This is a genomic window from Nocardiopsis sp. NPDC006139, from assembly GCF_040614155.1.
GTDB classification, from domain to species: domain Bacteria; phylum Actinomycetota; class Actinomycetes; order Streptosporangiales; family Streptosporangiaceae; genus Nocardiopsis; species Nocardiopsis changdeensis.
Genome location: NZ_JBEXTT010000002.1, coordinates 401,440 through 421,301, shown reverse-complemented (window position 1 = coordinate 421,301; position 19,862 = coordinate 401,440). Strand labels below are relative to the sequence as shown.

The 19,862-nt window shown below is 72.6% G+C and carries 14 protein-coding genes and 1 riboswitch; of the genes, 4 read left to right on the top strand and 10 right to left on the bottom strand.

What is annotated here, in order from left to right; genetic code table 11:
- Nucleotides 1-25 precede the first annotated feature (25 nt).
- Nucleotides 26-958 (top strand): diacylglycerol kinase family protein, encoded by a 933-nt coding sequence (locus ABZ249_RS04020; RefSeq protein ID WP_355256908.1) that lies wholly within the window; start codon nt 26-28, stop codon nt 956-958.
- Between the two features lie 276 nt (nt 959-1,234).
- Entirely contained in the window at nt 1,235-1,492 is a 258-nt protein-coding gene (locus tag ABZ249_RS04015) for a WhiB family transcriptional regulator (protein WP_220565121.1), read from the top strand.
- A gap of 116 nt (nt 1,493-1,608) precedes the next feature.
- Here ABZ249_RS04015 and ABZ249_RS04010 read toward each other — a convergent pair whose 3' ends face one another.
- Nucleotides 1,609-3,159 (bottom strand): histidine kinase N-terminal domain-containing protein, encoded by a 1,551-nt coding sequence (locus tag ABZ249_RS04010; RefSeq protein WP_355256905.1) that lies wholly within the window; start codon nt 3,157-3,159, stop codon nt 1,609-1,611.
- Nucleotides 3,160-3,256: 97 nt separating this feature from the next.
- Here ABZ249_RS04010 and ABZ249_RS04005 point away from each other — a divergent pair, with 97 nt between their 5' ends.
- Complete coding sequence (locus tag ABZ249_RS04005) at nt 3,257-3,997, top strand: GntR family transcriptional regulator (RefSeq protein ID WP_073378335.1); 741 nt, start codon at nt 3,257-3,259, stop codon at nt 3,995-3,997.
- Between the two features lie 108 nt (nt 3,998-4,105).
- Here ABZ249_RS04005 and ABZ249_RS04000 read toward each other — a convergent pair whose 3' ends face one another.
- From ABZ249_RS04000 to ABZ249_RS03985, 4 genes are all read right to left on the bottom strand, one after another.
- Nucleotides 4,106-5,434, bottom strand: coding sequence for an HD domain-containing phosphohydrolase (locus ABZ249_RS04000; protein WP_355256901.1), 1,329 nt, complete (start codon nt 5,432-5,434; stop codon nt 4,106-4,108).
- Entirely contained in the window at nt 5,434-6,819 is a 1,386-nt protein-coding gene (locus tag ABZ249_RS03995; protein ID WP_355257114.1) for an HD-GYP domain-containing protein, read from the bottom strand. Before ABZ249_RS03995 ends, ABZ249_RS04000 begins: the two co-directional genes overlap by 1 nt.
- Before the next feature lie 849 nt (nt 6,820-7,668).
- Nucleotides 7,669-7,968 (bottom strand): mycothiol system anti-sigma-R factor, encoded by a 300-nt coding sequence (gene rsrA, locus ABZ249_RS03990; RefSeq protein ID WP_220565117.1) that lies wholly within the window; start codon nt 7,966-7,968, stop codon nt 7,669-7,671.
- The gene (locus ABZ249_RS03985; protein ID WP_220565116.1) at nt 7,965-8,630 is read right to left on the bottom strand and encodes a sigma-70 family RNA polymerase sigma factor; all 666 of its coding nucleotides are present in this window, start codon (nt 8,628-8,630) and stop codon (nt 7,965-7,967) included. Before ABZ249_RS03985 ends, rsrA begins: the two co-directional genes overlap by 4 nt.
- Nucleotides 8,631-8,985: 355 nt before the next feature.
- Here ABZ249_RS03985 and ABZ249_RS03980 point away from each other — a divergent pair, with 355 nt between their 5' ends.
- Nucleotides 8,986-9,807 (top strand): methyltransferase domain-containing protein, encoded by an 822-nt coding sequence (locus tag ABZ249_RS03980; protein WP_355256897.1) that lies wholly within the window; start codon nt 8,986-8,988, stop codon nt 9,805-9,807.
- Nucleotides 9,808-10,258: 451 nt separating this feature from the next.
- Here the strand turns inward: ABZ249_RS03980 and thiC are convergent, their stop codons facing one another.
- The 5 genes from thiC to ABZ249_RS03955 all read right to left on the bottom strand — a co-directional run bounded on the left by thiC (nt 10,259) and on the right by ABZ249_RS03955 (nt 19,753).
- The gene (gene thiC, locus ABZ249_RS03975) at nt 10,259-11,944 is read right to left on the bottom strand and encodes a phosphomethylpyrimidine synthase ThiC (RefSeq protein ID WP_355256894.1); all 1,686 of its coding nucleotides are present in this window, start codon (nt 11,942-11,944) and stop codon (nt 10,259-10,261) included.
- Nucleotides 11,938-12,049: riboswitch (TPP riboswitch) on the bottom strand. It overlaps the preceding gene by 7 nt.
- Before the next feature lie 127 nt (nt 12,050-12,176).
- Entirely contained in the window at nt 12,177-13,034 is an 858-nt protein-coding gene (locus tag ABZ249_RS03970) for an SOS response-associated peptidase (protein ID WP_355256891.1), read from the bottom strand.
- Between the two features lie 10 nt (nt 13,035-13,044).
- Complete coding sequence (locus ABZ249_RS03965; RefSeq protein ID WP_355256888.1) at nt 13,045-14,073, bottom strand: DUF3068 domain-containing protein; 1,029 nt, start codon at nt 14,071-14,073, stop codon at nt 13,045-13,047.
- Nucleotides 14,070-18,503, bottom strand: coding sequence for an alpha-(1->3)-arabinofuranosyltransferase (locus ABZ249_RS03960; RefSeq protein ID WP_355256885.1), 4,434 nt, complete (start codon nt 18,501-18,503; stop codon nt 14,070-14,072). Before ABZ249_RS03960 ends, ABZ249_RS03965 begins: the two co-directional genes overlap by 4 nt.
- Complete coding sequence (locus tag ABZ249_RS03955; protein WP_255647185.1) at nt 18,500-19,753, bottom strand: glycosyltransferase family 4 protein; 1,254 nt, start codon at nt 19,751-19,753, stop codon at nt 18,500-18,502. Before ABZ249_RS03955 ends, ABZ249_RS03960 begins: the two co-directional genes overlap by 4 nt.
- Nucleotides 19,754-19,862 lie beyond the last annotated feature (109 nt).

Below are 19,862 nucleotides of genomic sequence, written 5' to 3'. Positions count from 1 at the left end.
CCCCGTATGGCCCTACACTGGCCGTGTGCGCGCCCTTTTCATCGTGAACCCCCAGGCGACCACGACCACGTCGCGGACCCGCGAGGTGATCCTGGGCGCCCTGGCGTCGGAGCTGGACGTCACCGTCGCCGAGACCGAGTACCGCGACCACGCGGTCGAGCTGGCCCGCGGCGCGGCCGGGGCCGGGTACGAACTGGTGCTGAGCCTGGGCGGGGACGGCACCGTCAACGAGGTCGTCAACGGCCTGCTGGCCACTCCCCCGGAGCTGAAACGGCCGCGCTACGCGGTCATCCCCGGCGGCAGCGCCAACGTCTTCATCCGCGCGCTGGGGGTGTCCGGCGACCCCGTGGAGGCCACGGGGACGATCCTGGAGGCGCTGCGGGCGGGCCGGGAGCGCGAGATCAACCTGGGGCGGATCACCAGCGACCGGGACGACCGCTACTTCACCTTCTGCGCCGGGTTCGGCTGGGACGCGGACGTGGTCCAGCGGGTGGAGCACGAGAGGTCGAACGGGCGCAAGGCTACCCCGGCGCTGTACGCGGAGGTCGCGGTCAAGCTGTTCTTCGGCGGCGATATCCGCGATCCCTCACTGGCGGTACAGACCGGCGACGGCGGGGCGAAGGACGTCTATTTCGCCCTCGTCACGAACACCACTCCGTGGACTTACGCGGGTGCGCTGCCGCTCCAGCCCACGCCCTCCTCCCGTTTCGAGCTGGGGCTGGACGCATTCGCGCTCACCCAGGCCGGGCACCCGCTCACGGGGTGGATCCTTTCGCAGATGTTCTTCCCCAAAGGGCTCGCCGCCCGCGGCGACGGCTATCTGACCTGGCACGATCAGGAGTCTCTGCGGATCACGTCATCCCATCCGCGGGCGTTCCAAATCGACGGCGAGTACCTCGGAGAGCGGGAAGAGGTCAACTTCCATTCCGTACCGAAGGCATTACGAATCGTCTGTTAATTGTCGGCTCCGTCGCCATTCAACGGCACTGTGACGCATGCGACATGCCCTTACGGGACCTTTGACCCCGAGAGCTCTTGCACGCCGGGGACGGGCCTGCCACGCTCGACATATCGCCGCGAGTTACGGGCGAGTTAATTGGGGCGCTTCCCACGTGGCCGCGGGGTGAACCCGGGGCCGGACTCCACCGATGGGACCCATCCATCGGGCGCCCGCCGTGCAGTGTTCGTGAAAATCTTCACAAGCCCCCGGACCTCGACATGAGGAGTGGACCGCATGGACTGGCGCCATGACGCAGCCTGCCGTGACGAAGACCCCGAACTCTTCTTCCCCATCGGCAATTTCGGCCCGGCCCTGATGCAGATCGAAGAGGCCAAGGCCGTGTGCCACCGCTGTCCCGTCAGCTCCGCCTGCCTGAACTGGGCTCTGGAGAGCGGCCAGGACGGCGGTGTCTGGGGAGGGACCAGCGAGGACGAGCGCCGCCTGATCAAGAAGCGGCGGGGCATCTCCCACCGTTCGATGGTACGCGGCTGATCCCCGGCGCCCGCACCGCCCCCCGGCCAACGGCCGGAAGCGGACCCGGTCCCCGCCCGGCGCAGCGGGGACGCCCGCGCCCCTTTCCGGCCTCCGCCCGGCACGGCTCCCGCCGGTCAGGGCAGTGACGCCTCCTCCCGGTCCAGCGGCAGGGTGATCGCCACCTCGGTCCCGCCGCCCTCCTTGGGCCTGATGGCCAGGGTCCCCCCGAGCTCCCCCACGATGAGGGTCCGCACGATCTGCAGCCCCAGGCTCGTGGTGCCCTCCAGGTCGAAGTCCTCCGGCAGCCCCCCGCCGTCGTCGGACACGGCCAGTTCCAGGCTTCCCGCACCCGTGTACCCCGGCCCGCCCTCGAACCGGCGCACCCGCACCTCGATCGACCCGGGCCCCTGGCCCAGCCCGTGTTCCACGGCGTTCTGCACCAGCTCCGCCAGCACCATCGACAGCGGCGTCGCCACCAGCGCGTTGAGCAGGCCGAACCCTCCCACCCGGCGCGGCACCACGGTGCTGCCGGCCGACGTGGAGGAGACCTCCGCCGCCATCTGGATGACCCGGTCGGCGATGTCGTCGAAGTCCACGACCTCGTCGGGGGTGTGCGACAGCATCTCGTGCACGATCGCGATGGAGCCGACCCGGCCCACCGCCTCGTCCAGGGCCGCCCGCGCCTCGGGCACGTCCAGCCGCCGCGCCTGGAGCCGCAGCAGGGCCGCCACCGTCTGGAGGTTGTTCTTGACCCGGTGGTGGATCTCGCGGATGGTGGCGTCCTTGGTCATCAGCTCGCGCTCGCGGCGGCGCAGGTCGGTGACGTCGCGGACCATCACCAGGGCGCCGATGCGCACCCGGTCGATGATGAGCGGGATCGCGCGCAGCTGCACGGTGACCCCGCGCGCCTCCACCTCCGCCTCCTGGGGCGCCCGGCCGCCCGCCGTGTAGGTGAGGTTCTCGTCGCGGGCCTCCCCCGGCGCCGCCAGCTCCAGGGTGATGCGGTCCAGGCGCGCGCCCACCAGGTCGGCGGTGAGCCCCAGCCGCCGGTAGGCCGACAGGGCGTTGGGGCTGGCGTAGACGACCTCGCCGTTCTGGTCCAGGCGCAGCAGGCCGTCCCCGACACGCGGCGAGCGCACCATGAGCGGGCCCTGGTCGATGAAGGGGAACACGCCCTCGGCGATCATCTGCGCCAGGTCGCCGGCGCTCTGGAGGTAGGTGAGCTCCAGGCGGCTGGGGGTGCGGGCGGAGCTGAGGTTGGTGCTGCGCTGGATGACGGCGATGAGGTTGCCCTCCCGCCGCACCGGAATGGTCTCCTCGCGCACCGGGACCCCGCCCGACCAGTCCGGGTCGCCGTCGCGGCAGATACGGCCCTCGCTCCAGGCGCGGTCGATGAGGGCCCTGCGGCCCACCACCCGGGGCGCGGTACGCGATGTGACGTCCGTCATATCGTCGTAGAGGACGGTCTCCACCAGATCGTCCTGGAACGCGGTGGGGCCGGTGGTGGGGCGCATCTGCGCGATGGCCACCCAGCCGTCGTCCTCGCGCAACCGCACCCACAGCACCAGGTCTGCGAAGGAGAGGTCGGCCAGCAGCTGCCAATCGGAGACGAGGGAGTGGATCCATTCGAGATCGGCCTGCTTGAGCGACGTGTGTCGCCTGATGAGATCACTGAGGTGAGGCACTCACAAATCATCCCATGGAGGAGTGCATACTCAAGAGGTACGCGCTCGACCAGTGGTCCACACCAATTCGGGCGCGGCCGAACGCACGAGGAGAGTGATGACCGGTCAGGGCACACTGGACGGCAACCCCCGGGTGCCGAAGTACTACCAGGTGAAGAAGCAGCTCCTGGAACTGATCGAGGCGATGCCGGCGGGCAACCCGGTGCCCCCGGAGCGGGCCCTGGCCACCCAGTTCGGGACCTCGCGCACCACGGTGCGCCAGGCCCTCACCGAGATGGTCGTGGAGGGGCGGCTGCTGCGCATCCAGGGAAAGGGCACGTTCGTGGCCAAGCCCAAGGTCGCCCAGGTGCTCCAGCTGACCAGCTACACCCAGGAGATGCGCTCGCACGGCCTGCACCCGGCCACCCGCATCCTCGACGTGAGCTACATCAACGCCGACGACCAGCTCGCCGAGCTGCTGGCGATCCGCTCCGGCGGCCGGGTGCTGCGCATCGAGCGGCTCCGGCTGGCCAACGGCGAGCCGATGGCCGTGGAGACCGCCCACCTGGCGGCCCGGCGCTTCCCCGGCCTGCGCCGGCAGCTGGACCGCTACGCCTCGCTGTACGAGGCGCTGGCGAGCGCCTACGACGTCTCGCTGGCCGAGGCGGAGGCGTCCATCGAGACCGTGCTGGCGACCCCCAACGAGGCCCGGCTGCTCGGTGTGGACGTGGGCCTGCCGCTGGTGCTGCACTGCCAGCACAGCTTCGACCGGGACGGGCACCCGGTGGAGTGGGTGCGCTCGCTGTACCGGGGCGACCGCTACAAGTTCGTCACGCGCCTGCGCCCCCCGACCGACTGAGCCCCCCGGCCGACGGCCCCTCTCCCCCTGCGCGGCGCCTCCCCGCGCCCCCTCCGTACGGGCGCGGCGTGCGGGACCCGGACCGCGCCCGGGTCCCGCACCGCGCGGCTACCCGCGGTCCAGGACGGTGGCCAGCGCCTCCACCACCCGCGGGTCGTACTCGGTGCCCGCGTCCATGCGCAACCGGTCCAGCACCGCCTCCCGGCGCTCGGCGTCGCCGTTCTCGCCCACCAGGTCGTCGAAGGCGTTGGCGACCTTGATGATCCGGCTGCCCAGCGGCGGCACGCCCTCGTCGTCGTCCCCGGCGACCGGCTCGCACTGGCGGCGCACCACCTCGGCGACGGAGTCCAGCACCCCGGTCTCCCGGATGATCCCCGCGCCCAGTTCGGCGATGCGCCGCTGCTCCCGGGGCGAGGCCAGCACGGTCGCCCCGCCCGCGATGGGCTCGCGCAGCGACAGCTGGCCGATGTCGTGCATCAGCGCCGCGTACTCCAGTTCCAGCAGCTCGGCCTCGGCCAGGCCCAGCTCGCAGCCGACCAGGTGCGACAGGTGGCTGACCCGGCGCGAGTGCCCGTTCTCCACGTACCCGCCGACCTCGGTCACCCGCGACAGCGCGCGCACGGTCTCCAGGTAGGTGCGGCGCACTTCGGCGTGCCTGCGGAAGGCCACCTGGGCCACCAGCAGCGGGGCGCTGAACACCAGCAGCCCGGCCAGGCCGGTGACGGTGCAGGACAGCGCGATGAGCACACCGCTGGAGCCGGTGGCCATGCCCGAGGCGAACTGGGCGCGCATCTCGTCGCCCGCCGCGACCCGCAGCCGGGTGCGCAGCCGCTCGGCGCGCAGCACCGCGGCCAGCAGGGCGTCCACCGTCCACACGGTCAGTACCAGGGTGAACATGAGCAGCGTCGCCGCCACCGAGGGCCCCGACAGCCCCAGGTGCTCGGCGATGGGCCGGAAGCCGACGGCCAGCAGCCCGGCGGAGAGCACCCGGCGGGCGACGTCCTCCACCCGCGGGGTGCGGCCCACCGCGACGTGCGGCAGCTCGCCCACCGCCACACCGCAGGCGACCACCGCCACCACCTGGAGGGGCGAGTGGTCCGAGGGCCCCTGCCCCAGGTTCAGCAGGAAGGCGTACCCGACCGCCCCCGCCGAGGCGATCGGCGCGACCTCCCGGTGTCCGGGCAGGGTGATCCTCACCAGTTCGCCGACGGCGATGACCAGGCAGAAGCACAGGGCCACATAGGGTTCGACGAACCCGGTGGCCGAGGTCCACACCAGGGAGACCAGCGAGACCGAGCCCACCACCGCCACCAGCAGGGCGCGCACCGGGCGGGAGGTCCTCCAGACCGGCCCGCTCCGGGGCCGGTGGCCGAGCGCGCCGCCCTCGGGGCCCGTCGGCCGCCCGGGGGGCGGCCCCTCCGTCTGCCGTTGTGTCATCACCGGTCCCGACCGCCCGTCGCGGTGCCCGTGGGCAGCGCCGTCGTGGGGGCCGCGCCCTCGACGGGCGCCGTCCCCTGCTCGGCGGGCACGGCGGCGGGCGCGGTGCCCGGTCCGGTCCCGCCGGCCGCCCCGTCCTCCGCGGAGGCGGCCTCCGCCGCGGCCGAGCCGTAGCAGCCGCCCGGCGGCTCGGCGATGTCGGGCGTCTCCCAGCCCTCGCGCTCCACCGCTCGGACCAGGGCCTCCACCATGCGCGGGTCGAACTGGGTGCCCGCGCAGGCGCGCAGTTCGACGATGGCGTCCTCCACCGACCACGCCTTGCGGTAGGAGCGCGTGGAGGTGAGGCAGTCGAAGACGTCGGCGACGCTGATGATGCGGGCGGACTCGGGGATCTCCATCCCCACCAGCCCCATCGGGTAGCCGCGGCCGTCGAGGCGCTCGTGGTGGTGCCGGATCCCGGCCAGCGCCTCGTCCAGGAAGCCGATCTCCCGGACGATCTCGTAGCCGCGGGTGGGGTGCAGCTTGATGGCGGCGTACTCCTCGTCGGTGAGCTTGCCGGTCTTCTGCAGCACCTTCGTGGGCACGCCGAGCTTGCCGATGTCGTGGAGCATCCCCGCGTAGCGGATCTTCTGCACCCGTTCGGCCGACATCCCCAGCTCGCGGGCGATCATGGCCGAGCCCTCGGCGACGCGCATGCAGTGGCCGCGCGTGTAGTAGTCCTTGGTCTCCACCGCCTGGCAGAGCGTGGCCAGGGTGGCCTCGTGCGCCCTGGCCTCGTCGGCCTGCTGCGCGAACGCCCAGCGGGCGATGAACAGCGGCAGCAGGACCAGCAGCGGTGCGACGATCCCCACGCCGTCCCAGACCGCCGCGATGGCCAGGCCGAGCATCTGGTAGCCCATCGAGGACAGCTCGACCGCCACCAGGGGCCGCCAGTTGAAGCGGCCGCGCCCGCGCGGGCGCGCCTGGCCGAGCGTCCAGAACAGGACCCCGACCAGCAGCGAGTTGACGGCGGAGTGCGTCAGGACCGCGGCGACGTAGGGGAGGACCACGGCCGGGAAGTCCGCCTCGCCGAGTCCTCCCACCACGCCGCCGCACAGCAGGTAGACATGTCCGGCCGCGAACGCCGCCAGTGCGAACTGCGCTCCGTTGAAGGCGCGTTTGACCGCGGCCAGCCTCCGGACCGCGAAGCATGAGGCGAAACCGACCAGCGCCGCCCCGACGGGACCGACGAGGACGACCGCGGCCAGCGAGACCGCCGAGCTCGGCGACATCCCCGCCTTGCCGCCCGACCCGACACTCGTACTGATCGACTCGGCGACCACGAACAGCAGCGCCACCATGATGAGCGTCTGCAGATCTATGCCCGAATAGGGCCCGATGAGCAGGATGGCGACAGCACTGACAACGATGATCCCGATGTAGACACGCGCGCCCCCGGGAAGAGCCCGCACCCTCGTTCACCTCCCACCAGCGACGACCGGACTGTCATGGTTTCACCGGTTCTGTTCTACCACCAGGACCATCCCGTGAAGGAGGAAGCGGCCAAGATCGCCGCGGCGGCGGTGTGAAGCAGAGCCATGAACATCGTCGTCCCCTCTCCCCTGAACGGCATGCCGCCTTTCCCCGGGCACGCCGCGTAAATTACCCCATTCGTTGGATATGGCGTCCAGTTTAACGGGCCCCGAAGGCACCCGGATTCCCCACAACCCGAACCATCGGCGCCACGGACTCCGAAGGGGATGCGAAGTTCCGGAGTATGGAATTACTAATTCAATTAGCAATCACGGGCGACTACCCTGAGTGACCATCGCCCTCGGCGGCGTGATCGCGGAAGACCGGAACCCGAGCCCACTTGCCTGGCAGCCCCCCGCAAGGCCATCAGCTCCGACTACACAAAGTGATCACCCGTGGCCACTCCCCGCACTCGCAGGAAAAATCATTCCGAGTCGATCACAGGCCGGGTCGGCCGAAGGGGGTCGGGCGTGTCGCAGGAGAGGACGAAGGCGTCACCCGGAAAGTCCGATGACCAAAAACCCCCACACCATAGGGGAATCCGAACACCCATTCCCAAGAAATAGCGCAAAACCCCATCAAGGCCGCATCATATGACAAGACCCCAGAAAACCCGCAAGACACCAAAAAGGCGGAAGCTGGCATTCCAGCTTCCGCCCAGGGGTGTTCCGGACTTCCGAAAAAAGAACCGGGTCCGTGCGGGAACCGCGTCCGTGCGCGGCTCAGGCGAACGTTCCGGGCCCCGCCGCCTCGCGGGCCGCCTGCTCGTCCCGGGCCCGGGCGAGCCGGCCCAGGACCTTGTCCCGCAGGTCCAGCGGGACCGGGTCGCACCCGCAGTGCTTGGCGACGAGCTTCTTCACCGCCTCGTCGAGCCCGTACTCCTCCAGGCAGGGCTCGCACCCGTCCAGGTGCCGCCTGATCTGCTCGCAGTTGTTCTCTTCCAGCTCCCCGTCGATGTACGTGTAGAGCTTGTCGAGCACCTCGCTGCACGGGGTGTCCCCGTGACGACCCTGGCCGCTCATCGCCGATCTCCTCGATCCGACCCGTCCTGACCCCGCCCGCCCGCGGACGATCCAGAGGCGGCGGCGCCGGCCGTGGCGCGCACCGCGGGGAGGAAGCCGCGGTCGACCGCGTACTCCTCCAGGAGGGACCGGAGCTGGCGGCGCCCCCGGTGCAGCCTGGACATGACCGTTCCGATCGGCGTCCCCATGATCTCGGCCACCTCCTTGTAGGCGAAGCCCTCGACGTCGGCGAGGTAGACCGCGATCCGGAAGTCCTCGGGCAGCTCCTGCAGCGCCCGCTTGACGTCGCTGTCGGGGAGGTGCTCCAGGGCCTCGGCCTCGGCGGACTTCAGGCCAGCCGCCGTGTGCGAGGCGGCCTGCGCCAGCTGCCAGTCCTCGACGTCCTCGGTGCCGGCCTGCTTCGGCTCGCGCTGCTTCTTGCGGTAGGAGTTGATGAAGGTGTTGGTGAGGATGCGGTACAGCCACGCCTTGAGATTCGTCCCCTCCTTGAACTGGTGGAACGAACCGAACGCCTTGGCGAAGGTCTCCTGTACGAGATCCTCCGCGTCGGCGGGGTTGCGGGTCATGCGCAGCGCCGCGGAGTAGAGCTGGTCGAGAAAGGGAAGCACATCCCTCTCGAAGCGCTCTTCCCGCTCCTCGGCTGTCTCCTGGCCCTGATCCAAGCCCGTCGGCCTCCTCGCACTGGTCCCGGCTGGGAAATCCGTACCTCCAAGATACGGTTCCCCGGCACGGGGCCGCGCATCGGCACCACGTGGCGTGGACAACGCCTCCTCGCGTTCGAGGCACGCACCGGCGATCGGCATGGTCTGGCGGTCCTCCTCGGAAAATCCCTGGTGGCGGTGGGACCGGGGCCCTCCCCGGTCGCGGTGTTCGGTCACAACAACGGCCGCCGCCCGCTGATTCCGGTCCGGACACGGGCCGAAGGTCCCCTCCTCGCGGAACTTCGCCGATCGGACGCGTCCGGGGAGGTGAGGCATGGCAGAGTGCGGGTAAGACCCTTTGAAGGATGGGAGAGGAGTGCACGTGCGACCGTCCTCGACTCCGGCCTCCGACCGCCCCCGGTCACCGGCGGCCCAGTTCGCCACCCCCGACCGGCTCTCCGACTACTGGCGGTTCTACTGGGCCGTCGCCGAGGCGCAGATCGCCCGCTGGCTCCCGGAGGTCCCCTCCCGGCTGCTGGACCTGTCCAGCCCGGACTACCAGGGGACTCCGCGCGCCGTCGCCGCGGGACACGACGTGGTCGCCCTGCTGCCCTCCGCGGACTCGGCGGTGCGCAGGCCGCTGCGCCTGGTCAACGGACGCGCCGCGGTGCCCCGCCCGGCCCGCCGCGGGCGGCTGCGCCAGATCGTGGGGGACGCGGCGTTCCCGCGCTTCCTGGCCGCCGAGAGCTTCGACGGGGTGATCGCCGACAACCGGGTGCTGTCCCGGCAGCTGGCCACCGAGGAGTCGGTGGCCGAGATCGCCCGGGTGCTGCGGCCCGGCGGCCGGGTCCTGCTGTGCGTCGACTCGGTGGTGCTGGGCATGGCCCTGCTCGCCGAGCAGGACTGCTGGCCCGAGCTGAGCCACGCGCCCAGCGCCGACGTCCTGCTGGTGCCCTGGCCCGACGGGTCCATCACCCGCTGCTTCACCGCCGAGCAGCTCACCGACACCCTCACCGAGGCGGGCCTGGAACTGGAGTGGATCAAGCCCCGCACGGTGCTGTCGGCGTCCACGGTGGAGATGATGCTCGCCCGCGACCCGCGTTCGATGAACCGGCTGGTCGAGATGGAGCTGCGCGCCACCGAGTCCGACGACTACGTCGGCGTCCACCTCGTCGCCGCGGCCCGCAAGCCCCTCTAGATCGTGTTCGGCGGATGCCCTCGAGCGTTCCGGCGCTCGCGCCGAATGCCGGGAGCGGCCGCGGGGCGTTCTCTCGCAGGGCGGCCGGCGCAGGTCGGCCCGTCCGAGCGCGGGCGGCGCGGTGAGAGGCGGCCCCACGGCCGCGACCCGGAACGATCCGCCGAACACGCCCTGGCGCCCGCCCTCCGAACACCCCCTGTGCCATGGGGGTTCCGGGGGCCCGGAGGAGGCGCCCAAGGGAAGAGGCCGGGCGGAGGCGTCCACGGGAAAGCGCGGCGTGGGCCGTCCGCCGGGGCCGGTGATCGGCGAGGACCTGGACGCAGCACCTAAGGCTCCGGCCCTCGAGGGCCGCCGACGGCACGGCCGTGCTGGGCCGGAAACGGGCCGGCGGTACCGCCGCCGGCCCGTTCAGGGACGCCCGGTGCGCGTCCGGGCCGTCAGGGCCCCGGGGTCACCCGGACCGTTCGGTGATGGGCAGGTACACCCGCCCGCCCTGCTCCCCGAACTCGGCGGACTTGTCGGCCATCCCCCGCTGGATGGCCTCGACCGTGTCCAGCCCGTTCTCCGCCGCGTAGCGGCGCACGTCCTGCGTGATCTTCATCGAGCAGAACTTGGGCCCGCACATGGAGCAGAAGTGCGCGGTCTTGGCCGGCTCGGCGGGCAGCGTCTCGTCGTGGTACGCCGTCGCCGTCTCCGGGTCCAGCGACAGGTGGAACTGGTCCTTCCACCGGAACTCGAACCGCGCCCTGGACAGCTCGTCGTCCCACTCCTGCGCCCGCGGATGCCCCTTGGCCAGGTCGGCGGCGTGGGCGGCGAGCTTGTAGGTGATGACGCCGGTCTTGACGTCGTCGCGGTCCGGCAGCCCCAGGTGCTCCTTGGGGGTGACGTAGCAGAGCATCGCGGTGCCGTACCACCCGATCTGGGCGGCGCCGATCGCCGAGGTGATGTGGTCGTAGCCCGGTGCGATGTCGGTGGTCAGGGGGCCGAGGGTGTAGAACGGCGCCTCGCCGCACAGCTCCTCCTCCAGGCGCACGTTCTCCGCGATCCTGTGCATGGGCACGTGCCCGGGGCCCTCGATCATCACCTGCACGTCGTGGGCGCGGGCGATGTGGGTGAGCTCGCCCAGCGTGCGCAGCTCCGCGAACTGGGCCTCGTCGTTGGCGTCGGCGATGGAGCCGGGCCGCAGCCCGTCGCCGAGCGAGAACGTGACGTCGTACTCCCGGAGGATCTCGCACAGCTCCTCGAAGTGGGTGTACAGGAAGCTCTCCCGGTGGTGGGCCAGGCACCAGGCGGCCATGATGGAGCCGCCGCGCGAGACGATGCCGGTGACCCGGCGGGCGGTGAGCGGCACGTACCGCAGCAGGACGCCCGCGTGCACGGTCATGTAGTCCACGCCCTGCTCGCACTGCTCGATCACCGTGTCGCGGTAGACCTCCCAGGACAGCCGGGCCGGGTCCCCGTCGACCTTCTCCAGCGCCTGGTAGATGGGGACGGTGCCGACCGGCACGGGCGAGTTGCGCAGGATGCGCTCGCGGGTCTCGTGGATGCGCTTGCCGGTGGACAGGTCCATGATCGTGTCGGCGCCCCAGCGGGTGGCCCACACCATCTTCTCGACCTCCTCCTCCACCGAGGAGGTGACGGCCGAGTTGCCGATGTTGGCGTTGATCTTGACCAGGAAGTTCTTGCCGATGATCATCGGCTCGGACTCGGGGTGGCGGCGGTTGGCGGGAATGACCGCCCGGCCCACCGCCACCTCGGAACGGACGAACTCGGGGTCCAGGCCCTCGCGTTCGGCCACGAACCTCATCTCGAGGGTGATGGTCCCGGCCTTGGCGTGGGCGAGCTGGGTGTCGGCCCCGTTGACGGGGGTGCGGGAGCGGATCCACTCCCCGCGCAGGGCGGGCAGCCCGGCGCGGACGTCGATGTGCGCGGTGTCGTCGGTGTAGGGGCCGGAGGTGTCGTACAGGTCGAAATGGCCGCCGTCGGTGAGTCCCACCCGGCGCCCGGGGATCCGGAGGGTGAAGCCCTCGGGGGTCTCGATGTCCCGGTAGACCTTGGATGATCCCATGATGGGACCGGTGGTCACCCGGTGCTCCCCGGTGGTGGGACCGGTGTCACGGCTCTGCGAAGCCGTCATGGCATGCCTCCCTACGTCGGAATTACCCGAACAGGTTCTGCGGTCGGCGACACCGTTGAGCCGCCCTCTCAGCCCGCCATGGCGCGAGCTCCCGCGTTGCGTTATCCCGTTGTGGGGCACGGTCGGGCCGTACCCGGGCGCGCCCGCGTTCACGGGCGGCCCCGGACACTGTACACAGGGACACCCCGGTCCCGTCCAGGGGTGCAGGGGGACCCGGAGGCGGGCCCCGGGGTCAGAAGAGGGTGTCCGGCTCCGGCCCCGACCCGGCCGCCAGCGGCGTGAGCAGGTCGGGGCGGTTGTTCTTGATGGTGTTGACGTCGGTGGACACCTCGTCCGCGACGAGCCGGTCCGCCGGGGTGTCGGCCATGATGTGCATCAGCTCGTCGGGCCCGGTGGCCGGGTCCAGCCACGCCTCCCAGTCCTGCCGGGGCACGATGACGGGCATCCGCTCGTGGATGTGCGCGAGCGCGGGGGCGGCCTCGGTGGTGATGACGGCGCAGCTCCACACCCAGCCCGCCGGGTCCTCCTCGGGGGCCTCGGGGTCGCGCCAGCGCTCGAAGATCCCGGCCATCGCCAGCGGCTCGCCGCCGCCGGGGTAGTGGACGGAGTAGGGCTTCTTGTCCGCCTTGGCCTTGCGCTTCTTGTGGTCGGGGTCGGTGGCGGGCGAGGTGCTGGCCTGGACCGTGCCGTCCCTGCCGACGAGCTGCCACTCGTAGTAGGCGTCGGCGGGCAGCAGGCAGCGGCGGCGCCGGAACGCCGTGCGGAACGCGGGCTTGTCGGCCACGGTCTCGCTGCGCGCGTTGATCATCCGGTAGCCGATGTTGCGGTCCTTGGCCCAGGAGGGGATCAGCCCCCAGCGCAGGGTGTGCAGGGAGCGCGGCCCGGGCGCGGCCTCCTCCCCGCCCTGCGGGGGCGGGCCGAGGACGGCGTACACCGGGCGGCCGGGCGAGATGTTGTAGTCCGGCTCCAGCTCCTCCAGCGGCGGCCAGGCGCGGGTGTCCACGTCCTCGCCGGGCAGGGACTCCTCCGGGAGGCCGAAGTCGAGCCGGAGCTGCTGCACGTTCCTGGACTGGGCATAACGACCGCACATGCGTCCGATCCTACGCCGACGGCACCCGCTTCCCATCCGTGACATCCGAATCCGCGGGCGCTCCCGCCCCCTCCGCGCCCCCGCGGCCGTCGCGGCCCGCGTCCCGGGAGCGGTCGCGCAGGGCGACCGCACCCCCGGCGACCAGCAGCAGGCCGCCGGCCGGGCCCAGGGCCCAGGGCGCCCACGAGTCCAGGGAGCGCAGCAGCAGGGAGCGCACCCGGGCCTGCTCGGCGCGGCCCGCGATCTGGTTCTCCCGCAGGCCCAGCTCCGCGTAGAGCAGGTGCGCCTCGCCGGAGGCGTTCTGCGGGCGCAGCGTCTCCAGCCGCGCCTCGTGGGCGTTGACGACCGTGCCGGACACCGGCTCCACCCAGTAGGTGCGCGTGAGCTCCAGCCAGCGGCCGGCGGTGACCGTGCCCTCCGCTCCGGGGGTGAACAGCCACGCGGGGACCTCGCGGGCCGACTCGGGCACCTGGGTCGCGGGGATCTCCTGGGTGTAGCGGCGCACGGTAAGCCCGGCGACCTCGTCGGTCCCCTGGAACTCCATGACGGGCGCGGCCCGCACCTCGGCGTCGTAGAAGGGGTGGTCGGCCTCCCCCACCCCGGGGGGCCAGGAGAACACCAGCCCGGCCTGGCGGACCGCCCGGTCGCCGTTCACGTGCTCGCCGCAGCAGTTGACGGCGCGGCCGGTGTCCCGGTCGACGATGGCCCGGCGGCTCCAGTGGTCGATCATGGCGCCCTCGGCGACGGTGTCCACCGACATCTCCCAGGCCGACCAGTCCGGGCCGTGGGCCTGGGCGCTGACGGACGTGTTGCGGACGATCCGCACCCCGTCCACCCACGCCCACCGGGACGTGTCCAGGTACCCGGCGCCGTCGGCGACCATCGTCACCTCGAACCGGCCCTGGGCGGGCAGCACCGCCACCCGGTCGTACACGTACAGCGGCAGCATCGCGGCCAGGGTCAGCAGGAAGGCGCCGACCGCCGCCGGGACCGTGCCCCGGGGCAGGGTGCGCCGCCCCGCGGTGTCGTCCGCGCTCATGTGCGGGCCTCCTCGTGGTCGCTCTCCCGGCCGCCGGCCTCCGGGGCGGGGCCGTCACCGTTCCACGGCCGGCTCCGGGGCCGGTCCGGGGACCGGCCCGGGCCCGGCGGGCCGGACGCGCCGCGGGCGCCGCCCGTCCCGCGCGGGTGGGCGTCGGCCCGGGACGGGTCGGGGCGCTGCCCCAGGGCCAGGACCAGGCGGGCCAGGGCGGGCAGGCACAGCAACTGGGCGACCCAGCCGCGCAGGGGCTGGCCCACCACGTCGGTGATGTCGTGGAACGGCATGTGGACCGCCAGGTGGGTGCCCACCGCCATCGCCAGGCCCGCCAGTCCCAGCGACACCGCCACCGGCCACGGCCCCGCCAGGCGGGGCAGGAGCCGCCCGCCCATGGACGGGCTCCCCGGCTTGGCGTGCCGGAGCCGGGCGGGCGCGCGGCGGCCCAGCCACCACATGCACAGCAGGATGGCGCCGACCAGGGCGGCGCCGACCGCCCCGGCGACCCAGACCCCGTACGCCAGGCCCAGCGGGAGCACGAACCACCGCGACGGCCAGGCCGCCCCGGCCGCGGGCAGCGCGCGCGCTCCGCGCAGGGCCCCGGCGGCCCCGGCGCGGCCGCCCGGCAGCAGCCGGCGCGGCCACAGGGCGGCGACCACCAGCAGGGCGGCCAGGACGCCGCCCGCGATCAGGGCCCGGTGGTAGGCGGCGTCGGGGGTGTAGGTCAGGGTCACGGTGCCCGCGCTGCCCGCCGGCAGCAGCCAGCCCTGCTTCCACCCCTCCAGGCGGACCGGCTCCAGCACCTCCCCGCCCTCCAGGCGGGCCTGCCAGCCCTCGTTGTAGTTCTCGTTGACGACGAGGAAGGAGTCGGTGTCCACGGCCTCGACGTCGAAGCGGCGCTCCCCCGGGCCCCACTCGTGCACGGTCGCGGGGGCGGTCAGGGAGACCTCGGGGCGCTCGGCCACCGACTCCCCCGAGCCCACCACGGCGGAGCGGACCTCGTACCGGTTGCCGGGGTCGACGACGATGCGGTTCTCGCCCTCCACCAGGTCCAGGGCGGTGCAGCTCTCGTAGCGCAGCGGGCGGCCGGTGAGCTGGTCGGCCAGGGTGCCCTCGCTGATCCGCGTCTCCACCCGCTGCCCGTTGACCCGCAGGGTGGGGCCCAGGCCGCAGGCGGTGGACGCGTCCCCGTCGGGGACCGGGTCGACCGGGTCCACGCCCGGCAGGGCGATGGTGCCGATCTCCAGTGCCTGGCCCTCGGGGCGCTCGAACGTGATCCGCACCGCGTCGGCGGTGAACGGCGCGAAGTCGACCCGGCCGCTGCCGTCCAGCCACCCCTCGCGCACGGTGCCGCCGCCCTCGACCGTGACCTTGATGGGGCGCAGCACGCTGTCGACGCGCGGGAAGTCCACCGTGAGATGGCTCAGCTCGACCGACCGGCCCAGCTCGATGTCGAGCCAGGGGCGCTTCTCCTCGGGGTCGGGGTACCAGACGGTGCTCCCGTCGTCGTCCAGGGCGCCGCGGCCCATCGCCGCCGGGTGCTGCACGGCGGTGGAGGAGGCGGTGACGTACGGGTACGTCCCTGCGCGGTTGGCCGCGTTCTCGGCCTCGCGCGGGTCGGTGAGGACGACCTCGCCGGACACCGAGTGCGGTGCGGCGGCCGCGGCCGCCGACAGCCCGAAGGTGCGGTCCAGCCGGCGGGCGTCCTCGCCCTGCACCTGGAGGCCGCTGTTGCACACCCACACGTGGGAGCCCTCCATGCACCCGGGAGCGGTGCCGGTGGACCCGGTGAACAGCAGGGTGCCGGCGTCGGCCGGGCCGGGCACGCGCAGGGTCCGGGCGGGCTCCAGGCCGGGCACGGAGATGGAGGTGACGCCCACCCGGGTGCCGAACCGGTACTCGGGCTCCCAGGCCAGCTCCTCCACCCGGAGCCGCAGGGTGGTGGTGTCCCCGGGCGGGACCATGACCTCCTGGGGGTCGCCGGTCTGGGCGACCGGCACGTCCACCTCGCCGGTGTCGGTGACGACGCTGATCCGGGAGGGCGGCGGGTCGTTCGCGAACTGCTCGAACGCGACCGTCAGGCCGGTGAGGTCCTGGGGCTCCTCGAACTCGACCTCGATCCACTCGCCCAGTGCGCCGGTGAACGCGCTGGACCGCCACGAGGTGGTGAGGTCGTCGTCGAGCGCGGCCTGCGGCCCGTGCCCGGGGTCGCGGTCGGCGGCGCGGGCGCCCGCACCCGCCTCGGAGGAGGAGGCGCGCACCGACGCGATCCCGATGTCCTCGGCGTGGGCGGTGTAGTCCTCCCAGGCCGGGTCGACGATGTCGGGGGCGGGGACGTCGCGTTCGAGCTCCTCGTCCTCGGTGAGGGTGGCCGACACGTTGCGGCGTACGTCGGGGTAGACGACCTCGCGGCGGCGGGCGGTGTCGGTGACGATGGTGTCCTCCGCGGACACCTGCTCGGCGCCGGGGTCGTCGCCCAGCAGCACCGGCCGATCGTCGGTGATCAGCCCCTGCTCGGCCAGGTACAGCAGCGACTCGGGGCCGCCGGTGACGCGGACGGCCTCGTCGGCGGGCACCACGCCCACCGTCGGGGCGGCGCCCTCCACCTCGTAGATCGTCAGCGCCGGGTAGGGCTGGTCGAACCACTGCGAGGCGGAGTGGTGGTCCAGGGAGCCCATGGGCGCCCCGAACTCGGCCACCGGCGTGATGCCGGGCGAGGCTTCGAGCGCCTGGTGGACGCGGGCCGGCCAGCCGCCGTGGTTGTCCACGCGCTGGAGGTCGTTGCGGACCAGCAGGTGGGTGACGCCCATCCGGGCCAGCGTGGCGGAGAGCCCCGCCGAGCCGCGTCCGGAGGACACCCGCTGGTCGATCTCGTGGGTGAGCCGGGAGACCCCCGCCGAGCCCCACGGGATGATCTGGTGGTTGGTCCAGGCCCCCTCCAGGAGGGGTTGCAGGGGCTCGTCCAGGGGACGGCCCCACTCGTACTCCCCGCGCCCCGAGCCGGGCAGCGCCATCGTCATGCCGCGCTCGTCGGAGCGGTCGTTGAGCCAGTCCACCGCCTCGCGCCAGTACCCGGGGAGGGCGACGAACCCGCCCGCCGGGGCCACGCCGACGGTGGCGATGGGGACGAGGGTGACCAGGAACGCGGTCGCGCACACGGCGGCCACGGTGCGCCGCACCCGGCCCGAGACCGGTTCGCCGCGCCGGTCGGCCCGGTCGCGGGCGACCACCACGGGCAGGTGCGCCAGCCCCAGCACCACCGGCAGCCGGATGAGCGCGTCGAACTTGTGGACGTTGCGGAACGGGGCCAGCGCGCCGTCCAGGAGCTCGCGCATGGTCCCGGCGAACGGGCCGGTGAGGTCGCCGGTGTAGCCGGCGACGACGATCGCCGTGCCGGTGAGCAGGGTGGTGACCAGGAAGAAGCGCTCGGGGGTGCGCCGGTTGACGAGCCCGGCCAGGCCCAGCCCGGCGACCAGCGCGGTGACCGCGATCAGCCAGGGGGTGAGGGACAGGGCCGCGCCCGAGGGCAGGGCCGTGTTGCCCTGGTCGGGCAGGAAGCCCATCCAGTTGGAGGTGCCGCGCAGCGCGTTGAGCAGCGAGGTGATGCCGGTGGTGACGGCGGCGTCCTCGGTGTAGGGCATGAACGAGTACACGTACCGCGACATCAGCAGCAGCGGGGCGACGTACCAGAACGTGGCGGCGACCAGCGCCACCGACCACCAGAAGATCATCCGCCGCTTGCGCGGGCCGCGGGAGCGGGTGAGCAGGTACAGGCCGGGGACGATGAGGACGGCCAGCTCGGAGGCGGCGTTGGTGCCGCCGCACAGCAGGAACGCCGCCCCCGACAGCAGCGCCATCCGGGCCGGCGGGTAGCCGCGCCGGGCGCCCAGGACCAGCGGCAGCAGCACCCACGGCATGAGCAGCATCGGCTGCAGCTCGGCGGAGTTGTACGACAGCAGCGTCAGCACCCGGGGGGCCAGCGCGTAGGCGACGCCGGCCAGGATGCGGGTGTTGACGGTGCCGATGTCCAGCGCTCCGGCGACCTTGTACACGCCCAGGAACGCGGCCACCAGCAGCACCGCCATCCACGAGCGCTGGACGAGCCACTCGGGCATGCCGAGCCACTCCAGCAGCAGGTGGAACGGCCCGTTCGGGAAGAAGTACCCGTAGGCCTGGTTCTGGATCTGCCCGAAGTAGGAGGCGTCCCACAGGTGCAGGGCGCGCTCCATGAACCCCAGGGGGTTGACCGTCAGGTCCAGCTTGGTGTCGCTGACGATCCGGCCGGGGTCGATGCTGGCCGCCAGCGCGCCCAGGAGAAGGCACACCGCGAGGACCTTGAGCCGCCGCAGCAGCTTCTCGTCCACTCCCCCGGAGACGGGGGACGGTGTCCTGGAATCCTCCGGTTCGCGCCTGGCGGTGGATTCCGCCGAAGTCACTTCTCTGCTTTCCTGCCTGAGGTCGTGTCGGGGGCGTCCGCGCCACCGGGGAGATCGAGTTCGCGGGCGACCAGGCGGGTCATCCGCGCACCGCTGGCCTCCCAGGTGAAGCGGTCGGCCCAGGCCCGGCAGGCCCGGCGGACGGCTGCTCTGCGGTGGGGGTCGGACAGCTCCTTCAACGCCCGGGAGACGACATCGGCCAGTTCCTCGCCCTCGCGCACCAGCCATCCGGTTTCGCCGTCGCGGACCGAATCGCGCAGTCCGTCCACATCGTAGGCCACGGTGGGCACGCCCAGGCGCGCCGCCTCGATGACGGTCAGGCCCCACCCCTCGAACTCGGAGGCGGTGACGTGCAGGTGGCTGGAGGCCAGAACGCTGTTCTTGTCCTCCTCCGGCAGGAACCCGTGGAGGCGGACCCGGTCGGCCGTGCCGTCCCGGGAGATCTGCTCGGCCAGGTGCTCGCCCTCGGGGCCGCGGCCGACGATGTGGACCCGCAGCCGGGGGTGCTCCCCCTCCAGGGCGCGGGCCAGGTCGGCGACCTGGGAGACGCGCTTCTGCACCACCAGGCGGCCGAGGCTGACGATCGCCGGGTCGCCCATGTCGTCGGGGGCGTCGTCCAGGGGCTTGAGGGGGCCCTGCACGCCCCCGTTGTGGATGATCTCGACGGGCGCGCGCCAGCCCAGCTTCTCGCGCAGCGCGCGGCGGGAGGACTCCGAGACGGTGACGGTGGTGCAGTCGCGGTAGACCCACGAGGCGACGGTCGACTCGACGAACCGGCCGAACCACGCCAGCGGCGCCGAGAAGTAGGCGTTGAACTGGAGGTCGTGGACGTGGTGGACGATGCTGACCACCCTGGTGCGGCGGCGCAGGACGAGGCGGGACAGGAAGGGGATGCCGTTCATGCAGTCGAAGGCGAGCTGGTACTCGCGGCGCCACAGGGCGAGCCAGGCCATCACGCGCGGGTAGACGGTGAAGCGGCCGCCCATGCGGCGGATGACGATCCCGTCCCTGGTCTCCACGCGGGCCTGGTGGGGCTCGCGGCTGGTGAGGAAGGTGACGATGGCACCGCGTTCGGCCAGGTGGCGGCTGATCCGCCAGGCGTACTCCTCGGCGCCGCCGGCCGCGCTCTGCCAGGGGTCGCGCCAGTTGATCATGACCAGGCGGACGCCGTCGAGCCGGGGGCCGAGGTCGACGGGGTCCTCCTCGGCGGCCGCCGGGACCGGGGCGGGGTTCGCGGTGACCGTGGGCAGGCCTCGGTGGTGGGCCTTCGAGAAGACCACGCGCTCTCCTTCCGCGGGGTGTCCGGGACCCGGCGCGTCCGAGACCCTCCGGGGTGGATCGAACACGGAGGGCGAGGGC